The organism is Nocardia sp. NPDC051756 (genome assembly GCF_040681495.1).
Taxonomy (GTDB): domain Bacteria; phylum Actinomycetota; class Actinomycetes; order Mycobacteriales; family Mycobacteriaceae; genus Nocardia.
In genome coordinates this window covers 43,710-64,413 of sequence record NZ_JBFAYV010000001.1, presented here as the reverse complement: position 1 = coordinate 64,413, position 20,704 = coordinate 43,710, and the positions used below count along the sequence as shown (strand labels likewise).

The window sequence follows — 20,704 nt, the reverse complement described above, 5'->3', positions numbered from 1 at the left end:
CCGCTCGCGCGGAATGGTAGGACGTACGGCGGTAATCTGTCTGGCGTGCGTCCAGTTGGGAGTTCAGTCGAGGTGTTGACCATGTCACTCGCAACGACCTCGGAAACCACGAACTGGCTACGTTCCAACGGGCTCGAGATCGTCCTGTTGATCCTCGGCGCGATGCTGTTCAGCCGGTTCGCCACGTTCCTCCGGGATCGGATCACCCGCAAGATCGACGCCGAATTCCGCGGCGGCGACGCGCTGGTGCGCACCGAGGCGGCCAAGCACCGGCATGCGCTGGCGCAGGTGGTCACCTGGGTGGTGCTGACCATCGTCTACGTGCTGATCGGCATGGAGGTGCTGCGTCGCCTCGGCTTCGCGGTCACCGGCCTGGTCGCGCCGGCCGCGGTGCTCGGCGCCGCGCTCGGCTTCGGCGCGCAGCGCATCGTGCAGGACATCCTGGCCGGGTTCTTCCTCATCACCGAACGGCAGTACGGCTTCGGTGACGTAGTTCGCATCGCGGTGACTGGAGCCTCGGAGATGGCGGAGGGTACCGTCGAGGACGTCACGTTGCGGATCACCACACTGCGCAATTCCGACGGTGAAGTGATCATCGTGCCCAACGGCCAGATCGTGAAAGTGACGAATCTGTCGAAGGATTGGGCACGCGCGGCGATCGACGTTCCGGTGTCCGCCAGCGCGGACATCACCAGGGTCAACGAGATCCTGCACGAGGTCGGTACAAGGGCGTACGAAGATCCTCGACTCAAACCACTGCTACTCGACGAGCCCACCGTGATGGGCGTCGAGGATCTGACCGTTGACCAGATGAACATCCGGATGGTTGCCCGCACCTTGCCGGGCAAACAATTCGAAGTCGGACGCGAACTGCGGGTGCGAGTAGCCGCGGCATTGCGCCGGGAGGGAATCAGTGAGACCACGTAGAACCATCTCGCTCCTGAAGGAATCGGTGCGACCCACCGCGCTCCTGAAGGAATCACGACCACGCCGATCCACCGCGATCCTGATCGCCACCTGGGTCGCCACGTTCGTGCTCTACCTGTTCGTCAAGCCGGATCAACCGTATACGCCGGGCTCCGAACCGAGCCTGAACACCGTTCCCGCAGCGGTGAATCCGGCGGTAGCGCCACGCTGAGCTCGGTGGACTCGCCCGGCGTCGATGATCGGCAACACGGCGGACCCCGGGTTGCTGGTTACACTGGCTCCCCGTGATCACCATGCGGAACGTCACCAAGTCGTATAAGACCTCGACGCGACCCGCGCTGGACAACATCACCGTCGATGTCGACAAGGGCGAGTTCGTCTTCATCATCGGACCGTCCGGCTCGGGCAAGTCCACCTTCATGCGACTGCTGCTGAAAGAGGAGAGCCCCACCGCGGGGCAGATCCAGGTCGCGGACTTCCGGGTGGACAAACTGCCCGGCCGCAAGGTACCGAAGCTGCGCCAGCGGATGGGGTGTGTGTTCCAGGATTTCCGGTTGCTGCAGCAGAAGTCGGTGCACGACAACGTCGCGTTCGCGCTGGAGGTGATCGGCAAGCGACGCCAGTTCATCGATCGCACCGTGCCCGAGGTGCTCGACATGGTCGGCCTCGGCGGCAAGTCCGATCGACTACCGTCCGAGCTCTCCGGCGGTGAGCAGCAGCGCGTGGCGATCGCCCGCGCCTTCGTGAACCGGCCGCTGGTGCTGCTGGCCGACGAACCGACCGGCAACCTCGACCCGGATACCAGCGGCGACATCATGATGCTGCTGGAGCGGATCAACCGGATCGGCACCACGGTGCTGATGGCCACGCACGACAACCACATCGTCGACGCGATGCGCCGGCGAGTGATCGAACTCGATCGCGGCCGCCTGGTGCGCGACGAGGCGACCGGTGTCTACGGGGTGGATCGCTGATGCGCGCGAGTTTTCTGTTCAGCGAGGTCTTCGCCGGCCTGCGGCGCAATGTCACCATGACCATCGCGATGATCCTGACCGTCGCGGTCTCGCTCACCATGCTCGGCGGCGGTCTGCTCGCGGTGCGGATCGCGGACAAGACCGAGCAGTACTTCCTGGATCGGCTCGAGGTGCGGCTCTACCTCACCGAGGACGTCTCGGCGAACGACCCGGACTGTTCCCTCGATCCGTGCAAGGCGTTGATGGCGGACCTGAAGGCGACCAGGGATGTCGAATCGGTCCAGTACCTCAGCCGCAACGACGCCGTGCGCGAGGCCAAGGAGAAGACGTTCAAGGACCAGCCGGAGCTGGCCAAGTACGTCAGCGAGACGCCGTTGCCCGCGTCGCTGCGGGTGAAGATGAAGAACGCGGAGCTGTATCCGCAGATCTACGAGAAGTTCTATCAGCGGCCCGGCGTCGGCATGGTGCGCAACGACAAGGACATCGTGGACCGGTTGGTCAGCCTGTTCGACGGGTTGCGTAATGCGGCGTTCGGCCTGGCCGTGTTGCAGGCGTTGGCGGCGTTGCTGTTGATCGCGAACATGGTGCAGATCGCCGCGTTCACCCGCCGGACCGAGGTCGGGATCATGCGGTTGGTGGGTGCGACACGGTGGTATACGCAGTTGCCGTTCCTGTTGGAGGCGGTGGTCGCCGCGTTGGCCGGGTCGTTGGTCGCGGTGGTCGGGTTGATGCTCGCGCGGCCGTTGGTGATCGATCGGGCGCTCGGGGATCTGTTCGCCAGCAAGGTCTTTCCGCGGATCACCGGGGACGACATCGCGATGGTCGCGTTGGTGATCGCGCCGGTCGGCATCGTGTTCGCCGCGTTGACCGCGTATGGGACGTTGCGGTACTACGTGCGCGAATAGCGTCGGAGCACTAGCGCGAGCCGGTCCGGAGTTCTGGGCCGGCTCGCTCTGGTTGCCGGCCTGTACGGACAGTTTCGCGCCGTGGAGCGGGATTCCGGCGCGGTGGCGTCGAAGAATGTCCGGTGAGACCGGTCATGCCTCCCGCATCGATGCGCGCTGCACGGCGAGCAATGCCCGCTGCTGTTCGAGCGCGGCGATCTTGTTGTCCAGGTCGCTCTGCCGGCTCTCGACCACGTTCACCGACTTGTCGCAGGCCTGAATCCCCTTGTCGACGTGGTCGATCGCACAGGGCAGCAAGCTGCGAATATCCTCGGTCGACAGTCCCGCGGCCAGCATGTCCCGGATGCGGCCCACCCGTTCCGGTGCGTTGGCGGGATACGAGCGGTAACCGAGCGAATCGCGTTGCGGTTGCAGTAGGCCCTGCTCCTCGTAGTACCTGAGCAGGCGGGTGCTGACCGAGGTGCGGCGCGCCAGTTCTCCGATCAACATATGACCTGCCTCACCCTCGCCTTGCCTTCACACTCATGTGAATTCCTAACTTGGCTGGCATGACAGCAATTCCCCTGCGGACCACGGTGACCGGTGCCGGACCCGGATTGGTCCTCGCCCACGGGGCGAGCGGCACCATCGACACCAACTTCGGCGCGTTGATCCCGGCCCTCGCCACGACGCACACCGTGGTCGCCTCCGACTATCCGGACAGCGATATTCAGCTCACCCTCGACGGTCTCGCCGATGCGTTGGCCGCGGCCGCGGTCGACGCCGGTGTCGAGACGTTCGCCCTCGTGGGCTATTCCCTCGGCAGCGCGGTCGCCGTGCGCGCGGCGACGCGACATCCGGACCGGGTGCGCGGGCTGATCCTCGCCGCGGGCTTCGCCAAGGCGGACAACCGGGCTCGCCTCGCGGTGCAGATCTGGCAGGACCTGCTCGACCGCGGTGACACCGCGATGTTCTCTCGCCTGGCGCTGTCGCTGGCCTTCAGCGCCTCATTCCTCAACGGGCTGCCCGCCGAACAGGTCGACGAGTTCGTGCGGATCGGTGCGACGACCATCCCGGGCGGCACGCTCCAGCAAGCCCGCCTGGTCGAAACCGTCGACACCACAGGCGATTTGGGTGGCGTCACCGTGCCGACGCTGGTGGTCGGCGCGACCGAGGATCTGCTGGTCGACCCGGCGAACTCCCGCTTCCTCGCCGAGAACATTCCCGGCGCGGAGTACACCGAGATCGCGGCCGGGCACGTCCTCATGGCCGAACAGCCCGATCAGTGGCGTAAAACGGTCGAAGACTTCCTGAACCGTCACCAGCTCTGATGTCGCGCTGAACGAGCGGATCAGCCCAAGTGCTTGGCCTCCGGCCATAGCTCGGACCAGGGGGCACGGAGGTTCTTGCAGATGAACAGGGGTGCGCCTTGTTCGTCGTTGTCGATGTCGCGGGTGTTGTCGATGTGGCCGGCGGGTTCGATGTCGGTGAAGAAGCGCGCCAGGTAGTCGCGATCCAGACCGACCGTCAGCACCTCGGTGGCGGTGTCGCTCGGCGGGCCCCACCACCAGTAGGAGTTGTGGCCGGAGTGCGGTTTCGGCAGGTTGTAGGGTCCGCCGAAACGTTCGATGGCACCGGCCTCGCCGTAGTTGTCGGTGAGGATGGCGACGTCGGTGCCGAGCCGGGCGCGCACCTCCCCGACCTGGCGGGTGAACTCGGGCCAGCCGATCGTTTCGCCCGCGTCGTAGTTGATCCCGAGGACCGGCGAGTCCTTCAGCGCCGACAGGGGCAGGACCGGCAGGAACAGTATCGCCGAGGAGATCACGTTCGCCGCGACCACGAAACTCACTGCCGCCCAACGTTTTCGTTGCTGACCCAGCCAAGCCGCGAACGGAACCGCTCCGGCCGCGAGCAGGATCGGATACATCCCGCCCAGGTAGTACGCCTTCCCACCGGTCGCCAGAAACAGTACGAAGAGCAGGCCGTAAGCGGCCGCGAAAGCGCGATAACGCTTTTCCCGAGCGAGCCGCCACAATCCGAACACCCAGAGCGGCACCAGCAGCGGCCCGATCAGCCCGAACTGCAAGAGCACGAACATGATCGGTGAATCCGAGGTGCCGGAGGAACCGCCCGCGATCGCGCGACTCATCTCCCACTGCGGCCACCCGTTGCTCGACTGCCACACCAGATACGGCAGCCAAAGCAGCACCGCGATGCCGATCGCCAGTGGAAAGAACTTCGTGGCGAACAGTTTTCGCGGACCGAATACCACCAGCGACACCAGCAAGGCGAGCACCGGGAAAATCAGCAACAGCTTGTTCTGCAACCCGACGCCGATCACCAGGCCGATCACCAGCCACCAACGTGGACCGCTGAGCCACAACAAGTTTCGGTATCCAGCTTGGACGCCCTCCGGACCGGCGACCCGACCTTCCGACTCCCCCGGCGGATCGGCCTCGGCTGACACACCAATCGCCCGGATCAGCTTCAACACCACCAGCGATACCACCGACCACGCGGCCAGATCGAACACCGCAGTGCTCAGCAGGTGCCCGACCCCCATGACAAACGCCGCACTCGCCACCGTGGCGGCCGCCAACGCCTGCGCTCCCCGCCCGCCCCCGAACTCCCGCGCCATCAGCCCGGCACACACCACCACCAGCGTGGCCGCGAGCACCGCGGGCAGCCGCAGCACGAATAACGAATCGGGATCGATCGCCGCCATTGCCTTGGCAATGAGCGGCGTTAGTGGGGGCTGATCCGGGTACCCCCACGAGAGGTGGCGACCGGCCGCCAGAAAGTACAACTCGTCGCGGTGATACCCATAGCGGGGCGCACTGGCGATCAAGACAACGGCAAAGAGCACCGCGACAATGGGCACCCGTCCAGCCTGGCACAGATACACCGCGTATGCTGCACCTCGACGCGGTTCTTACTCTGGAGTAAGATAGTCTTACTCAGGAGTAAGATAGCCGGGGCCAAGACCTCACCCCACCCACCCGAGAAAACAGGTGATGATGAGCACTCGAGACAGCGCAACGAAGCGAAGTCCAGACACGTCCGCAGTCGGCCTCAGCCACCCCAAGCGGGACTGGATGGGCGCGGCCATGCGGGTGATGACGACCATTACCGGGTCGGAGCTCGCCGAGAAGTACAACCTGCGCAAGCCGATCGAGCGAGTCACCTACGAAGGCACCAAGACCGGTTTCCGCACGCTCGGCGCCGCCACCCGGGTCTTCGCCAAGGTCACCGGTAACGGTCAGCCGAAGCGGCTCGCGCCGAACGAGGCGAAGACGAAGGACTTCTTCGACCTCACCCCGAGCGACGAGCAGCAGATGATCGTCGAGACGGTGCGCGAATTCTCCGCCGAGATCCTGCGCCCGGCCGCCTACGACGCCGATGCCGCCGCGAAGGCCCCGCGCGACCTGCTCGAGCGCGCCGCCCAACTCGGCATCACTCTGATCAACGTCCCCGAGGAGCTCGAGGGCGCGGCATCCGAGCGCGGCGCGGTCACCAATTCCCTTGTGGCCGAGGCGCTTGCGCACGGCGACATGGGTCTGGCGCTGCCGATCCTGGCGCCGAGCGGTGTCGCGGTCGCGCTGTCGCAGTGGGGCACCGACGCCCAGCAGAAGACCTACCTGCCCGCCTTCACCGGCGAGAACGTGCCGCAGGCCTCCGTGGTGATCAGCGAGCCACGCGCGCTGTTCGACCCGTTCGTGTTGCAGACCAAGGCCGTTCGCTCGCCGAGCGGCTACCGGATCTCCGGCGTGAAGAGCCTGGTGCCCGCCGCCGCGGATGCCGAGCTGTTCCTCATCGCCGCCGAACTCGACGGCCGCCCTTCGCTTTTCATCGTGCCGTCGGACACCCCCGGCCTGGTGGTGGAGGCCGACCCGAGCATGGGTCTGCGCGCCGCCGGTCTCGGCCGGTTGCTGCTGGACAACGTCGCGGTCGGCGCCGAGGCCATCCTCGGCGACGGTGACGCCAAGCAGCGCGCCGAGGACTACGCCGACGCCGTCCGGCTGGCCCGCCTCGGCTGGGCCTCGCTCGCGGTCGGCACCGGTCAGGCCGTGCTGGACTACGTGATTCCGTACGTGAACGAGCGCGAGGCGTTCGGCGAGCCGATCTCGCACCGGCAGGCGGTCGCCTTCATGGTCGCCAACATCGCGATCGAGCTCGACGGCCTGCGGCTGGTCACCCTGCGCGGCGCCTCGCGCGCGGAACAGGGTCTGTCCTTCGCCCGGGAGGCCTCGCTGGCCCGGAAGCTGGCCACGGACAAGGGAATGCAGATCGGCCTGGACGGCGTGCAGCTGCTCGGCGGCCACGGCTTCACCAAGGAACACCCGGTCGAGCGCTGGTACCGCGACCTGCGGAGCATCGGCGTCGCCGAAGGTGTCGTGCTCATCTAACCGGCCCGTTCCTTACCTTCCAGGAGACCTCCCATGATCAATCTCGAACTCCCCAAGAAGCTGCGGGCCAGCGCCAACCAGGCCCACCAGGTCGCGACCGAGATCTTCCGGCCGATCTCGCGCAAGTACGACCTCGCCGAGCACGACTACCCGGTCGAGCTGGACACCATGGCCGCCATGGTGGAAGGCCTCGCCGACTCCGGCACCCAGAAGATCGGCGGCGCGGCCGGCGGTCGCGAGGACGACAGCGAGTCGGACGCGCACGCCACCGAGCTGCTCGGAAACAGCAACGGCGGCAACATGTCCGCGCTGCTGAACGCCCTGGAGACGTCCTGGGGCGACGTCGGCCTGATGCTGTCCATCCCCTACCAGGGTCTGGGCAACGCGGCCATCGCGGCCGTCGCCACCGACGAGCAGCTCAAGCGGTTCGGCAAGGTGTGGGCCTCGATGGCGATCACCGAGCCGTCCTTCGGTTCCGACTCCGCCGCCGTCACCACCACCGCCGTGCTGGACGGCGACGAGTGGGTGCTCAACGGCGAGAAGATCTTCGTCACCGCCGGTCAGCGGTCCACCCACATCGTGGTGTGGGCGTCGGTGGACAAGAGCCTGGGCCGCGCGGCGATCAAGTCGTTCGTCGTGCCGCGCGATGCTCCGGGTCTCTCGGTGGCCCGGCTCGAGCACAAGCTCGGCATCAAGGCCTCCGACACCGCCGTACTCCTGTTGCAGGACTGCCGGATTCCGAAGGACAACATCCTCGGCAGCCCGGAGGTCAACGTGGAGAAGGGTTTTGCCGGGGTCATGCAGACCTTCGACAACACCCGTCCGCTGGTTGCCGCGATGGCGGTCGGCGTGGCCCGCGCCGCCCTCGAGGAGCTGCGCGCCATCCTGACCGACGCCGGTGTCGAGATCTCCTACGACACCCCGCCGAACAACCAGCACGCCGCGGCCGCCGAATTCCTGCGCATGGAAGCCGATTACGAGGCCGCCTACCTGCTGTCGCTGCGCGCCGCGTGGATGGCCGACAACAAGAAGCCGAACTCGCTCGAGGCCTCGATGTCCAAGGCCAAGGCCGGCCGCACCGGCACCGACGTCTCGCTCAAGGCCGTCGAACTCGCCGGCGCCATCGGCTACTCGCAGCGCACCCTGCTGGAGAAGTGGGGCCGCGATTCGAAGATCCTCGACATCTTCGAAGGCACCCAGCAGATCCAGCAGCTCATCGTCGCTCGCCGGGTGCTCGGCAAGACCAGTGCCGAGCTGAAGTAGTCTGGTAGACAACAAAATCCGGTGCGAGTCTGGTTCGTGACTCGCACCGGTTTTTGTTTGCCGTTGCGGTCAGACGTGCGCGGGTGGGGCTGTCTGGCTCGGTTCGTCCTCGCGCGCAGTAGATTTCGGAATCAGGGCGGTGGCGAGCAGACCCAGCAGGACGAATCCCGCCGCGAGGTAGCCGCCCAGGTGGATGCCGTCGGTCATGGCGGTGCGTCCGGCCTCGGCGATCGGCTGCGTCGGCGGCTGAGCCGCGAACCCTTCGATCGCCGCGCCCGCGCTGTCGGTGATGGCGTGGGCGTACTGCTCTGCCTGGACCGAGGACAGGCCGTCCGCGGTCAGATGGTCGGTGACCCGCGAACCGAGCGTGGTGAAGAAGACCGTGGTCAGGATGGCGATCCCGAGCGCGGAACCGAGCTGGCGGAACGCACTCTGGATACCCGAGGCCTGGCCGTTGTCGCTTTCCGGGATATCGGCGAGCACGACATTGGTCACCTGGGCGGTCGCGAAACCGACGCCCACCCCGTACAGGCACAGGACCAGGGCGAGCGACCACCAGGAGCTGTCGGTCGAGGCGAACAGACCGAGCGCGGCCAGGCCGACGACTTCGAGGGCCAGGCCCAACCGGACCAGGTTCAGCGGCGACGCCTTGCCTGCCATACCGAAGCTGGCGCCACTGGCGATGAAGCTGCCGATAGCGATGGGCACCAGCGCCAGACCGGATTGCACGGCACTGTAGCCGAGGGTGAACTGCAACCAGAGCGGCAGCACGGCGACGATGCCGAACTCGCCGAGGCCGATGATCAGGGTGGCGATATTGCCGTTGCGGAACGAGGCCAGCGAGAACAAGCCCAGATCCATCAGTGCCTTGTCCGAGTTGCCGGTCCGGCGCAACTGCGCCTGCCGCCAGAGGAACCCGGTCAGTGCGGCGGCGCTCAGCACGAGCGCGACCAGGATCGGCGAAAGCCCACTGCCCCAGGTGAATCCGCCGATATTCAGCGGATGGGTGGTGGTGAGCCAACCGTAGGTGCGTCCCTCGACCAACCCGAAGGCCAGCAGGCCCAAGCCGAGCACGGACAGGAGCGATCCGAGCACATCCAGTCGTCCGGGCACCCGGGATGAGGGCGCGACGCAGGTCAGCACGCCGATCACGATCAGCACCGCCAGTGGCACGTTGATGCCGAAAGCCCAACGCCACGAGACCTGTTCGGCCAGCCAGCCGCCCAGCAGCGGGCCGAGCGCGGCGGCGGCGCCGATGGTCGAGCCCCAGATCGCGAAGGCCTGACCGCGAGCCTTGCCGGTGAAGTTGGCATTGAGCAGGGCGAGCGAGGTCGGCAAGATCATGGCGGCCCCGGCGCCCTGCAGGAATCGGGCGACGACGAGCAGCCCGCCGCCGGGTGCGAGCCCCGCCAGAATGCTGGTCGCGCCGAATACGACGACGCCGGCGACGAATACTCGCCGAGCACCCATGATGTCGGCGATCCGCCCGACCACCAGCAGCAGCGCCGCGAACACGATCGCGTAGGACTCCTGAATCCATTGCGCCTCAGTCGAACCCGTCTGCAAGCCCTCGATGATCGACGGGATGATCACGTTCACGATCGTGGTGTCGACCACGATCAGGGCCACACCCAGGGCGATGGCGATCAGGCCGAGCCATCTGCGGGAGGGTGTCGTCTCGTCCATTGCTCCTACTTCCATGATGGAATTATTCCACGGTGAAAGTAACTACGATCGGAGTAGGTTGTCAAACGGTGTCGCGGGGACTCGCTCCGGCGTAAGGAAGGCAGGCAGCGCAAGATGAACCACCCGGTTGCCCGGGCGCAGCAGGAGCAGGTGATCGAAGGACTGCATGCCTACGGCGCGAACTTTCGGGAGTTCAGCCGCCGGTTCGCGGCCTGGCTGGGCCTGCATTCCACCGACGCCGAGGCCCTCCTCGAAATTCTGGCCGCCGAAGAACGCGGCGCGGCGTTGTCGCCCGCGCGCCTCAGCGAACGAATCGCACTGTCCCAGCCCGCGACCACCGCGCTGCTGAACCGGCTGGAACAGGTCGGCTACGTGCTGCGCACGCGGGACAACAGCGACCGCCGCGTCGTCACCCTGCGTAGCAGCGCCGAAGTACAACAACTCGCCGACGAGTTCTTCCGTCCGCTCGGCGAGCAGGTCGCCGCCGTCATGGCCCAGTTCTCCCCCGAGCAGCTACAGCAATTCGACACGTTCCTGACCGAGCTGACGGCCGCGATGAACCGTCAGCTCGCTCAGCCCGCCGAAACTCCACTGCCACAACGGAATCCACAGAACGACTGACGTCACCGCCCCGACGCAGCGCAACAGCCTCCGCTACAGTGACGCAAGGTCAGTTCGGCGAGAGGAAAAGTGTCGGTGTCGATCACGAATCAGCAGGTGAACGACCATGCGTTCCTGAAGCCGCTGTACGCGGACTCGTATTTTCCGGATCATGTCTTGGACAAGGGCACCGAGATCCTGCTGCGACTGTGTGAGCGGGTCGAAGTAGCACCGCCTGCCGATCTGACCACACTGTACGAACTCACGCGGCGCGCTACGGAGGAGTTCAACGCGCTGGAAGCGGAGTTCGATGCCGCGGGCAGTGAAATCGAGACCGTAGCGCGCGAAGTGATCTGCGAGGAGTTCTACTTCGTGGCCGACGCGTACGGCTTCGCGGATGCGGATCGAGAAGAATTGACCGCTACTCGCGAGTGGTAACGGCCGGCTTCGGTTACGTGGTGGCGACCAGGAAGTCTTCGCCGCTCGAAGGGTGGAGGCCGTCGGTTCTGTTCGCGAAGTAGCGATCGGCCAGGTCGGCGCCTGAAATATGTTGCGCGTCAGGGAAACCGGCTTCCTTGGCTGCGACCAGCATTTCTTGTGGGGTGTAGAAGCTGATGAAGGGCGTTCCGGCCGCGCGGGCGCCTTTTTCGGACGCTTGGAGTCCGGCGCGGTCCGCGGCGGCCAAGTGGTCGGGCGGGAGCAGGAAGGTCATCGCCAGCGTTGAACCGGGGGTGAGCTGGGCGAGTTGGCGCAGGGTGGAGGCGTTGGTTTCCTTGGTGAGGTACATGGTTACGCCGGTGGAGGCTACAACCGCGGGGCGGGTGGGATCGAAACCGGCCGCGATCAGCTGGTCCCACCAGGATTCGTTCGCCTCGAAATCGACTGGTACCAAACGTAACCAGTCGGGAATGCCGTAGCCGAGTCCGATCAGGCGTTGCCGCTTCCAGGCCTGAGTGGCGGGCTGCTCTATCTCAAATATTGTTAAGCGCGAGGCGATTTCGGGTCTGCGCTGGGCGAAGGTGTCCAAACCTGCGCCCAGAATGACATATTGGGCAATGCCTTCACCTGCCCGCTCGACAACCAGGTCCTCGACGAAACGGGCGCGCGAGACCATTGATGCCCGAAACCTGCTGGTGCCAACGGGATCCATGTCCGGTCGGCTGCGCCAGTCATCGTTGGGAGCGACGAGTCGCAAGCCGATTTCGTCCACGAGAACGTGTGGTGGCGGGTCGACCTGGACATGCATCGCCCGCCACAGGGCGACTCGCACCGCGGTGTTGTCCGGTACCTGCTCATCTGCCATGAGGTGTGCTCCTTACGATCACTTCTCGGCCTGTACGCTCCAGAGCCGTCCGTCCGGATCGCGGACGGTCATTTCCCTTGTCCCGTAATGGGTTTCCGCCAGCGACGTGACCACCTCGACGGCCGAATCGGCGGCGAGCTTGTCCGCATCGGTCGCTTTCAGCACGAGTTGCATCCCGGGCTCCTTGGCCTCCGGGACCTCGGCGATGAAAACGTAAGGGCCGTCGCCGTTTCGGAGCTGACCGGAGCTGTGGCCGGTCTCGAATTCCAGTTCGTAGCCGAGAGCCTGGAAGAACTTCGCCGCCTTGCCCCAGTTGTGCGTCTCCAGGAACACGGCCTCAATGCCATTGGTCGTCATCAGGATTCCTTGTCTGTCGAGTTCGGTTGCCCGTCGGCGTCGTCGAGGTAGGCCCGCAGTGCGGCGGCAACCAGCGCCGACAGCGAGAGCCCCGACTCGATGGAGTGGTGCTTGACCTGCTTGATCAGCCCGATCGGCAGGTACACGTTGAACTGCTTGATCTCCTCATCGCCCACGCTAGAATGCTAGCATCCTAGAAAGCTAAGAGCTAGGACTCGTTTTCGCCGAGCAAGACACCGCCGCAGGACGCCTCGAACTAACTGCACACAGGCGGGGAGGCTTGATAAGATCGGGTCATCACGAGAGTGATGCCGAGCGGTAGGACCGCTGCGCTAACAGCGGCCCTACCTGGTGGGTTATCTAGCCAGCCAAACTCGGCGGACCAGGATGAGCGCCCCGGCGATTACGACAGCAGCTCCAAGCGTGATGCCGTAGTCGACCGGGGCCTTGCTCTTTGCCCGGCGATGTTTCGCCATCCCCCACCACCTCCTTCCTGGGCGCGATGTCTGGACCATGTCCATCGCCCCTCGGAAGGAAGTGAGATCACAATACCTGGGCCCACCAACAACTTTCGGCCCGATTCGCAAACCAGTGCGAACGCCTCTGTTTCACATTTCGACCCCTCGCGCGCCGATCAATAGTCAGCCGTTACGTCACTGCCGACCTTCCCAAGACACGCACCGCTCCGAGATCCCCTTAGCCCGAACGGGACACGTTCAGGCGGATAGTGGACCGGGCAGGAAATCGCTGGCAACGTAACGGCCTGCGGAATTTCTTTCGAGCTGTACCAGAGACCCTCGAGGAGCAACTGGATATGGAACGACTGAGCGTGACGCGTCGCCTTGCTACCGTTTTCGCCGCGACCGCGGTGGTAGCGAGTGTTTTTGCGGGTAATGCCGGTGCGGAACCGGCGAGCGTGGATTGGGCCGGGGCCGCGCAGAAACTGCGGGCGGCGGCGGCCGGGAATCCGGCGGCCGAGCAGGCGGTGGATCGGCTGATGGCCTCCGGACAGGTGATCAAGGCCGGGAAGGTGGCGTTGCCCGCGCAGCCGTTCCAGATTCCGGCGCAGTCGGATATCGGGCGTGGTGACGGACCGGGCGTGTACGGCTCCGGTATCGCACTGGGCCTCGACGGATTCCGGTTCGGCTTCTTCGGCGGTCCGGGCACGATCGCGCCGAATCAGGGTGGCGCGAAGCTGGAAGTGCTGTGGATCAACCTGTCCAGCGGGCGCAGCGGGACCGAGGTGCTCTACGAACACCAGGATGTCCCGGTGGACACCACGATCCGCACCCGGCCGCTCGACACCGGCGGCGGCATGATCGTGGCCGCGGTGTACGGCAGCCTGTGGCACCGCTGGTCGGTGCCGGTGAGCGATGCCAACCCGGATGGCTACCAGTACCAGCTCGGCACGATCTCGGTGCCCTCGTTCGGCGCCGTCTACAACTGATCGACGCTTCGGGCCCCGCAGCATGCGCTGTGGGGCCCGAACTGTCTCCGGACCATCCCGAATCGTCCTCTTGTCTGGAATTACGTAATTCCGTAGTTTCGGTGGCGTGAGTCTGGAAGAGCGGGTGGCGGAACTCGAACGGCGGCTCGACGAATGGGCCGATGAGCGCGCGCACGACAACGTGGCGGCGAACACCGACGACCGGTGGGCGGCGGTCCGCCTGCACGAGGAGTTCGTCGCGGACGACGAGCCGAACGGCGGCGTCCTGTTCGCCGGTTCGGTCCGGCTACCGGCCGGCGAGCACTACGGCTGGCAGGCAACCTTCACCACCGGCGACCTGATCGAGGACGACTGGGCCGAGACGGCGGAATGCCTTGCCGCACTAGGCAATCCGGTGCGACTACGACTGCTGAGGGAGATCATGGGCGGCCGCCGGACCGCAGCCGAACTCGTCGGGCTGGAGGGGGTCGGCACCTCCGGGCAGGTCTATCACCATCTACGCCAGCTCGCGGCGGTCGGCTGGCTGCACACCGCCGGCCGCGGGCGGTTCGAGGTGCCCGCGGGCCGGGTGGTGCCGCTACTCATCGCATTGGCCAGCGCACGGCGCTGACCGCGGGCTCAGCAGCTATCGCTGCCGCAGCCGCACGTGCCGCCGGACTGGCAGCCACATTGGCAGGACGGGCCGCACCCGCAGTCCGCCGGTACCGAAGTCGATCGAACAAGCGTGATGATCATCGTTGATTCAGCTCCATTCTCTGTTCGACTACCCCCTACCGGTATCGAACGCCGCTCGCGCGGCGCTGTCAAATAGCTGCCGGTGCGGCCGGGGTGAAACGCCGAGACCTGCGTGCACCGCTGTTCACGGCACAACAGGGCCTCGAGACGAGCACTGTGATGTGATGACCGACACCCCGCTGCTACGGTGGTGACCTCAGTTACGCCGTTCGATATCGCTAGGTCGAGTACCGACGCGAACTTGGTGGAGGTGTTCGACATGAAGGTGGCGCACGCGCTGGAGAACCTCAAGGCGCTCGGGGTGCTCAGGGCTCGCGGGGTTTCGGATCCGCGCAGACCACTGGAAACCCTTCGGACACTGAAGGAGTCACAGATATTCGGCCCGCAGGCCACCCTGATCCGGCACAACGCGCGGATCGCGCCCGACTCCCCCGGCCTGGCCGACGAGCGCGGCGAGCTGACCTACGCCGAGATCGACAAGCAGTCGACCGCGATCGCCCGGGGTTTGCAGGCGGCGGGGATCACCGAGGGCACCGTCGTGGGCGTGCTGGCCCGCGATCACCGCGGCCTGATCCTGTCCATGGTCGCCGCGAGCAAGCTCGGCGTGCGGGTCGCGCTGATGAACACCGGCTTCGCCAAGCCGCAGTTCGCCGAGGTCTGCGAGCGCGAGAAGGTCAAGGCGATGCTGCACGACAGCGAGTTCCTCGGCCTGCTCGACGCGCTGCCCGCCGACCTCCCGCGCTTCCTCACCTGGGTCGACGAGGGCACCGAATTGCCTGCGGGCGCAACGACTCTCGACGATCTGGCGGCAGCCAACCCGACCGACGAGCTGCCGAAGCCGAGCAAGCCGGGCGGCTTCATCATCCTCACCAGCGGCACCACCGGCCTGCCGAAGGGCGCGACCAGGGTCAAGGTGTCGCCGCTGGCCACCGCGCAGTTCCTCGACCGAGTTCCGTTCCCGTTCAAGGGCGCTCAGGTGATCGTGTCGCCGATCTTCCACAGCACCGGGTTCGGTTCCTGGCTGGTCGGCATGGCCATGAGCAATAAAGTGGTGGTGCGCAGGCGATTCGACGCCGAGGACACGCTGAAGCTGGTCGCAGATCACAAGGCGGAGCTGCTGGTCGCGGTGCCGACCATGCTGCACCGGATGACCGAGCTGGATCCGGAGATCCGGGCCAAGTACGACACCTCGTCGCTGAAGGTCATCCTGCTCGCGGGTTCGGCCCTGTCGCCGGAGCTCACCATCAAGGCCACCCGGGTGTTCGGCCCGGTGCTGTACAACCTGTACGGCTCCACCGAGTGCTCGGTCGCCTCGATCGCCAACCCGGAGGAGCTCGCGCTGGCCCCCGGCACCGTCGGGCGCGCGCCGATCACCTGCGAGGTGCGGCTCTACGACGACAACGACAAGCAGGTCACCGCGATCAACACGACCGCGCGCATCTTCATCCGCAGCGGCACGCCGTTCGAGGGCTACACCGACGGCAGGCACAAGCAGATCATCGACGGCTACATGTCCAGCGGCGACGTCGGCCATTTCGACGAGCACGGCCTGCTGATGGTCGACGGCCGCGACGACGACATGATCGTCTCCGGCGGCGAGAACGTCTTCCCGCAGGAGGTGGAGAACCTGCTGCTGGAACGCCCGGACATCTTCGACGCTGCGGTCGTCGGGGTGGACGACGCCGAGTTCGGCAAGCGGTTGCGCGCGTTCGTGGTGCCCGAGCCGGGGCATTCGCCGGACGGCGACGAGATCAAGGCCTACGTCAAGAACAACCTGGCCCGCTACAAGGTGCCGCGTGAGGTGGTCTTCCTCGACGATCTGCCGCGCAACCCGACCGGCAAGTTGCTGCGCCGGGTGCTGGTGGAATACGACGTTCCGGCCTGATCGGCGAGGGAGGCAACCCCAGCTGGTTACCCATTGGTAGCTGCTGTTGAGATACGTGACACACCGGGTTACAGATGGTTGCTATTGTTAGCGATAGCACTGGATCCCGAAGCTGCGGTCCGCACCACCCACAGGCTCGCATCGGGTGGGACCGCCGGAAGGTTGTTGTCGAATGGTTGTCTCCTTCCCCGCGTTGAGTGGCACTGCCCGTAAGGCCGGCGATCTCGCCCTCGGCGTGAACGTCATGGTCAAGCGGCGGCTGTTCAATCCGCTCCGTCTCGACCACGCCGCGCGTTCGGCGTTCAACGTGGTCAAGTTCGGCCCGTTCGCGGGTGTCGCCATGCACGCCGCCCAGACCAGGCCCCAGGCGGGCGCCATCGTCGACGAGCGTGGCGAGCTGACCTTCGGCGAGCTCAACGACCAGTCGAACGCCTTTGCCCGTGGCCTCGCGGCACACGGCATCAAGCCCGGTGACGTGGTGGCGGTACTGGCCCGCGACCACCGCGGCATGGTGCTGAGCCTGCTCGCGGCGGGCAAGCTCGGCGTGCGGGCGGTGCTGATGAACACCGGGTTCGCCAAGCCGCAGTTCGCCGACGTCGCCGCGCGCGAGAAGGTGAAGGCGGTGCTGCACGACAGCGAGTTCATCGACCTGATGAGCGCCATTCCCGCCGAGATTCCGCGGGTGCTCACCTGGGTCGACGAGAAGGACAATGTCGATCCGTCGACCGCGACCATCGAGTCGCTGTCCGCGGGCCAGTCCACCGCTCCGCTGCCCGCCCCGGCGAAGGCCGGCGGCATGATCATCCTGACCAGCGGCACCACCGGAACGCCCAAGGGCGCGCCGCGGGACAAGGTGAGCCCGTTCGCCTCGGCCCAGTTCGTCGACCGGGTGCCGTTGCCGCACAACGGCACCATGGTGATGGCGGCGCCGATCTTCCATGGCACCGGCCTTTCCCAGTTCACCATCGGCGTGGCCCTCGGCAACCGGGTCATCTTCCAGCAGCGCCGCTTCGACCCGGAGAAGACCCTCGCGAACATCGTGAAGTACCGGGCCGATTCGCTGGTGGTCGTGCCGACCATGCTCCAGCGCATCCTCGACCTGGACGACGAGGTGCTGGCCAAGTACGACCCGAGCACCATCAAGGTGATCTTCGCGGCTGGCTCGGCCATCGCGCCCGACGTGGTCACCCGCACCCTCGACTACTTCGGCGACAGCCTCTACAACCTGTACGGCTCCACCGAGTGCGCGGTCATGACCGTCGCCACCCCCGCGGACCTGCGCAAGGCGCCGACCACCGCGGGCAAGGCCCCGGTCGGGATCCGGATCGTGCTGCTCGACGAGAACCGCAAGGCGATCACCCGCCCCGGGGTCACCGGGACGATCTTCGTGGACAACGGCTTCGCCTTCAGCGGCTACACCGACGGCCGCACCAAGGAGATCGTGGACGGCATGATGAACAGCGGCGACGTCGGGCACTTCGACGCCGACGGTCTGCTGTTCATCGACGGCCGCGACGACGACATGATCGTCTCCGGCGGCGAGAACGTCTTCCCGCTCGAGGTGGAGAACCTGATCGCCGGCCGCGAGGACATCTTCGAGGCCGCCGTGGTCGGCGTCGACGATCGCGAATTCGGCAAGCGGCTGCGCGCGTTCGTGGTGCCCGGCCCGGATTCCCGGCGCGACCCGCAGGAGATCAAGGACTACGTCAAGGCGAACCTGGCCCGCTACAAGGTGCCGCGCGAGGTGATCTTCCTCGACGAACTCCCGCGCAACGCCACCGGCAAGCTGCTGCGCAAGCCGTTGATCGAGATGGACATCGAAGCAAGCTGACGGCTGTGATTTCTGCCGTTCTCCGGACGTTCTTCACTGGGGAAATTGCGCGCAATTGGTCGGCTACTATCAGCGCGTGAGTATCGAGTTCGGCCGGTCGGTCGCGGGGCACCGCGGCGCTGTCGCGCGGGTGCGCGGCGGTTCGGCCGGGGCGATCTCGGGGGCCATTTCCGTTGCCGCACACGGCTGGGCGTCCGGGGGGATGTCGCTGGACAGCACGACGCTCGCGCTGCTGGTGGCCGCCGCCTCGGTGGTCGGCGCGCTGGTGGCCGGGCTCGCGCCGTTGCGGGACACGTCCGTCGGACTGATCACCGCGCTCGTCGCCGGGCAGCTGCTCGGGCATCTGACCATGGGATTCAGTTCCGGGCATATGCATCACGGCGATGCGCAACTGACGCCGGCGATGCTCAGCGCGCACATCCTCGCGGCCGTGGTCGCCGCCATTGTCATCCGCGGAACCGAAGCCGCTTATCGGACCGGCACCGCGGTGCTCTTCCGGGTATTGCGGGCGCACCGGCCCGTGCCTGTTCTCACCGATCCGGCCTCGCTGCGGACCGCTTACCGCGACCGCGTAATTCTGCGTGTTTTCGCCGCGGAATCATTGCGGACGCGCGGTCCGCCATTCGCCGTCGCCAACTGACTTCGCTTCAGCGCTGAACAAATAGCGCGTGTTCCGGTGTGCGCATTGCGCCACCGGCGTAGCCGACGCGTCGACCTCGCCGTCTCGTCGACCTCGTTGTCGCCGTACGCAATCCCTCGACCTGTGTTGCCGACCCATCGATGCCGCTGCCGCGCGCCGCGCCCGAAGCACAGATCCCGACCGCTTATTCGGGAACCACGCCCTCCCGAGCCGCAGAAACGAAATGACCGTGAGCACAACAGAAATCATCACCCCCGACGCCGAATTACCGCCGTCGGCACCGGAACCGACGCCGCAGCCGACCCGCACCAAACCGACAGCACGAAACGGGTTGTACGCGTTGGCCATGCGCCTGCATTTCTACGCGGGCATATTCGTCGCCCCGTTCATTCTGATCGCCGCCGTCACCGGCGCTCTCTACGCCATCTCCCCCACCCTCGAATCGATCGTCTCGCGCGATCTGCTGACGGTCGCGGCAGGTGACGCACCGAAACCCTTGTCCGAGCAGGTCAGCGCCGCGGTCGCCACCCAGCCGAAGCTGGCATTGGCCGCCGTCGCCCCCGCTGCGGGCGCCGAGGACACCACCCGCGTTCTGTTCAACGACCCGTCGCTGGGCGAATCCGAACGCCGCGCGGTCTTCGTCAACCCGTACACGGCCCAGCCGGTCGGCGACTCCGTCGTCTACGGCAGCTCCGGCGCGCTTCCGCTGCGCACCTGGATCGATCGCCTGCATCGCGACCTGCACCTGGGCGAACCCGGCCGCCTCTACAGCGAGCTGGCCGCGTCCTGGCTGTGGGTGATCGCGCTGGCCGGCCTGATCGTCTGGATCCGCCGCGTGCGCACCCGGCGTAACCGCAACTCCGCGGGCTGGCTGTTCGCCCCGGATCGCTCGCAGAACGGCCGCGGTCGCACGGTGAACTGGCACGGCTCCGTCGGCATGTGGGTGCTGCCGATCATCCTGCTGCTGTCCGCGACCGGCATGACCTGGTCGACCTACGCGGGCGCGAATATTACCGAGCTGCGTCAGCAATTGAGCTGGACCACACCGTCGGTCACCTCGGCGCTGCCGGGAATTGCCGCGCCCGAACATGTTTCGGGCGGCGAGCATGCCGGTCACGAGATGGCACCCGCCACGTCGGCGGACCCGAGCATCCGAATCGCCCAGATCGACCGGGTATTCGCGGCCGCCAGGGCCACCGGGGTGACCCAGGGCGCCGAGATCACCATCCCGGCCGAACTGAATCAGGCGGTCACGGTGAAGGAGCGCCGGATGCCCGGCACCTACACGGTCGACGCGGTCGCGGTCGACGGCACCACCGGTGCGGTCACCGACCGGCTGGCCTACGCCGACTGGCCGCTGATGGCCAAACTCACCAACTGGGGAATCCAATTCCACATGGGTCTGCTGTTCGGTCTGCTCAACCAGTTGCTGTTGCTCGCCGTCATGATCGGGCTGATCACGGTGCTGGTGCGCGGCTATCTGATGTGGTGGCGCAGGCGGCCGACCCGCCGGACCGGACGGCCCGCGCTGGGCCGGGTGCCGAAGCGGGGTGCGCTGCGCCGGACCTCGCCGTGGCTGGCGGTGCCGGTGCTGGCCGCTGCGCTGGTGGTCGGCTGGTTCGTCCCGCTGGTCGGGTTGAGCCTGCTCGCATTCCTCGCCGTCGACGTGTTGATCGGTCTCAGCGCGAGGCTGCGCACCGCGTAATCGGTGGCGGTTCCGCTCCGGATGAGGCGGTCTGGTGACGGCTGCGTGCAGCGGCAGCCAG

General features: G+C 66.4%; 21 protein-coding genes. 15 read left to right on the top strand and 6 right to left on the bottom strand.

Annotation, left to right across the window (positions count from 1 at the left end):
- Positions 1-81: 81 nt before the first annotated feature.
- The 4 genes from AB0M22_RS00300 (at position 82) to ftsX (ending at position 2,806) form a co-directional block, all read left to right on the top strand.
- On the top strand, positions 82-927 hold the full coding sequence (locus tag AB0M22_RS00300; RefSeq protein ID WP_364719067.1) for a mechanosensitive ion channel family protein: 846 nt from the start codon (positions 82-84) through the stop codon (positions 925-927).
- Positions 914-1,138: a hypothetical protein gene (locus AB0M22_RS00295; RefSeq protein WP_364719065.1), complete on the top strand. Its 225-nt coding sequence runs from the start codon at positions 914-916 to the stop codon at positions 1,136-1,138. The genes AB0M22_RS00300 and AB0M22_RS00295 overlap by 14 nt, the downstream gene beginning before the upstream one ends.
- Before the next feature lie 73 nt (positions 1,139-1,211).
- Positions 1,212-1,901 carry a cell division ATP-binding protein FtsE gene (ftsE, locus tag AB0M22_RS00290; protein ID WP_150402602.1) on the top strand — a complete coding sequence of 230 codons (690 nt, stop codon included), beginning with the start codon at positions 1,212-1,214 and terminating at the stop codon, positions 1,899-1,901.
- On the top strand, positions 1,901-2,806 hold the full coding sequence (ftsX, locus tag AB0M22_RS00285; protein WP_364719062.1) for a permease-like cell division protein FtsX: 906 nt from the start codon (positions 1,901-1,903) through the stop codon (positions 2,804-2,806). The genes ftsE and ftsX overlap by 1 nt, the downstream gene beginning before the upstream one ends.
- 132 nt (positions 2,807-2,938) lie before the next feature.
- Here the strand turns inward: ftsX and AB0M22_RS00280 are convergent, their stop codons facing one another.
- Entirely contained in the window at positions 2,939-3,295 is a 357-nt protein-coding gene (locus AB0M22_RS00280; RefSeq protein ID WP_364719060.1) for a MerR family transcriptional regulator, read from the bottom strand.
- 59 nt (positions 3,296-3,354) lie between these two features.
- On the opposite strand from AB0M22_RS00280, the gene AB0M22_RS00275 reads away from it, so the two are divergent.
- Positions 3,355-4,116: an alpha/beta hydrolase gene (locus AB0M22_RS00275; RefSeq protein ID WP_364719058.1), complete on the top strand. Its 762-nt coding sequence runs from the start codon at positions 3,355-3,357 to the stop codon at positions 4,114-4,116.
- 20 nt (positions 4,117-4,136) lie between these two features.
- Here AB0M22_RS00275 and AB0M22_RS00270 read toward each other — a convergent pair whose 3' ends face one another.
- Positions 4,137-5,666 (bottom strand): glycosyltransferase family 39 protein, encoded by a 1,530-nt coding sequence (locus AB0M22_RS00270; RefSeq protein WP_364719056.1) that lies wholly within the window; start codon positions 5,664-5,666, stop codon positions 4,137-4,139.
- 133 nt (positions 5,667-5,799) lie between these two features.
- Here AB0M22_RS00270 and AB0M22_RS00265 point away from each other — a divergent pair, with 133 nt between their 5' ends.
- Positions 5,800-7,191, top strand: coding sequence for an acyl-CoA dehydrogenase family protein (locus tag AB0M22_RS00265; protein WP_364719054.1), 1,392 nt, complete (start codon positions 5,800-5,802; stop codon positions 7,189-7,191).
- A gap of 33 nt (positions 7,192-7,224) precedes the next feature.
- Positions 7,225-8,454 (top strand): acyl-CoA dehydrogenase family protein, encoded by a 1,230-nt coding sequence (locus AB0M22_RS00260; RefSeq protein WP_364719052.1) that lies wholly within the window; start codon positions 7,225-7,227, stop codon positions 8,452-8,454.
- 69 nt (positions 8,455-8,523) lie between these two features.
- Here AB0M22_RS00260 and AB0M22_RS00255 read toward each other — a convergent pair whose 3' ends face one another.
- Positions 8,524-10,155: an MFS transporter gene (locus AB0M22_RS00255; RefSeq protein ID WP_364719050.1), complete on the bottom strand. Its 1,632-nt coding sequence runs from the start codon at positions 10,153-10,155 to the stop codon at positions 8,524-8,526.
- 99 nt (positions 10,156-10,254) lie between these two features.
- Between AB0M22_RS00255 and AB0M22_RS00250 the strand changes: the two genes are divergently transcribed.
- The gene (locus AB0M22_RS00250; protein WP_364719047.1) at positions 10,255-10,761 is read left to right on the top strand and encodes a MarR family transcriptional regulator; all 507 of its coding nucleotides are present in this window, start codon (positions 10,255-10,257) and stop codon (positions 10,759-10,761) included.
- Between the two features lie 75 nt (positions 10,762-10,836).
- The gene (locus AB0M22_RS00245; RefSeq protein ID WP_364719044.1) at positions 10,837-11,178 is read left to right on the top strand and encodes a DUF5713 family protein; all 342 of its coding nucleotides are present in this window, start codon (positions 10,837-10,839) and stop codon (positions 11,176-11,178) included.
- Positions 11,179-11,191: 13 nt separating this feature from the next.
- Here AB0M22_RS00245 and AB0M22_RS00240 read toward each other — a convergent pair whose 3' ends face one another.
- Genes AB0M22_RS00240 through AB0M22_RS00230 form a run of 3 tightly spaced genes read right to left on the bottom strand, consistent with a single transcriptional unit; the run spans position 11,192 to position 12,576 of the window.
- Positions 11,192-12,043: a class I SAM-dependent methyltransferase gene (locus AB0M22_RS00240; protein WP_364719041.1), complete on the bottom strand. Its 852-nt coding sequence runs from the start codon at positions 12,041-12,043 to the stop codon at positions 11,192-11,194.
- A gap of 18 nt (positions 12,044-12,061) precedes the next feature.
- Positions 12,062-12,400 carry a VOC family protein gene (locus AB0M22_RS00235; RefSeq protein ID WP_364719038.1) on the bottom strand — a complete coding sequence of 113 codons (339 nt, stop codon included), beginning with the start codon at positions 12,398-12,400 and terminating at the stop codon, positions 12,062-12,064.
- Positions 12,400-12,576 (bottom strand): CopG family transcriptional regulator, encoded by a 177-nt coding sequence (locus AB0M22_RS00230; RefSeq protein ID WP_364719036.1) that lies wholly within the window; start codon positions 12,574-12,576, stop codon positions 12,400-12,402. The genes AB0M22_RS00235 and AB0M22_RS00230 overlap by 1 nt, the downstream gene beginning before the upstream one ends.
- A gap of 638 nt (positions 12,577-13,214) precedes the next feature.
- On the opposite strand from AB0M22_RS00230, the gene AB0M22_RS00225 reads away from it, so the two are divergent.
- The 6 genes from AB0M22_RS00225 (at position 13,215) to AB0M22_RS00200 (ending at position 20,643) form a co-directional block, all read left to right on the top strand.
- Positions 13,215-13,847, top strand: coding sequence for a hypothetical protein (locus AB0M22_RS00225; RefSeq protein WP_364719032.1), 633 nt, complete (start codon positions 13,215-13,217; stop codon positions 13,845-13,847).
- A gap of 106 nt (positions 13,848-13,953) precedes the next feature.
- Positions 13,954-14,457, top strand: a complete 504-nt coding sequence (locus AB0M22_RS00220) for a winged helix-turn-helix domain-containing protein (RefSeq protein ID WP_364719030.1) — start codon at positions 13,954-13,956, stop codon at positions 14,455-14,457.
- A 384-nt stretch (positions 14,458-14,841) separates the two neighbouring features.
- Positions 14,842-16,467 (top strand): acyl-CoA synthetase, encoded by a 1,626-nt coding sequence (locus AB0M22_RS00215; protein ID WP_364719027.1) that lies wholly within the window; start codon positions 14,842-14,844, stop codon positions 16,465-16,467.
- 172 nt (positions 16,468-16,639) lie between these two features.
- On the top strand, positions 16,640-18,298 hold the full coding sequence (locus tag AB0M22_RS00210; RefSeq protein ID WP_364719024.1) for an acyl-CoA synthetase: 1,659 nt from the start codon (positions 16,640-16,642) through the stop codon (positions 18,296-18,298).
- A 76-nt stretch (positions 18,299-18,374) separates the two neighbouring features.
- The gene (locus tag AB0M22_RS00205; RefSeq protein WP_364719021.1) at positions 18,375-18,938 is read left to right on the top strand and encodes a hypothetical protein; all 564 of its coding nucleotides are present in this window, start codon (positions 18,375-18,377) and stop codon (positions 18,936-18,938) included.
- Positions 18,939-19,167: 229 nt separating this feature from the next.
- Entirely contained in the window at positions 19,168-20,643 is a 1,476-nt protein-coding gene (locus AB0M22_RS00200) for a PepSY-associated TM helix domain-containing protein (RefSeq protein WP_364719019.1), read from the top strand.
- Positions 20,644-20,704 lie beyond the last annotated feature (61 nt).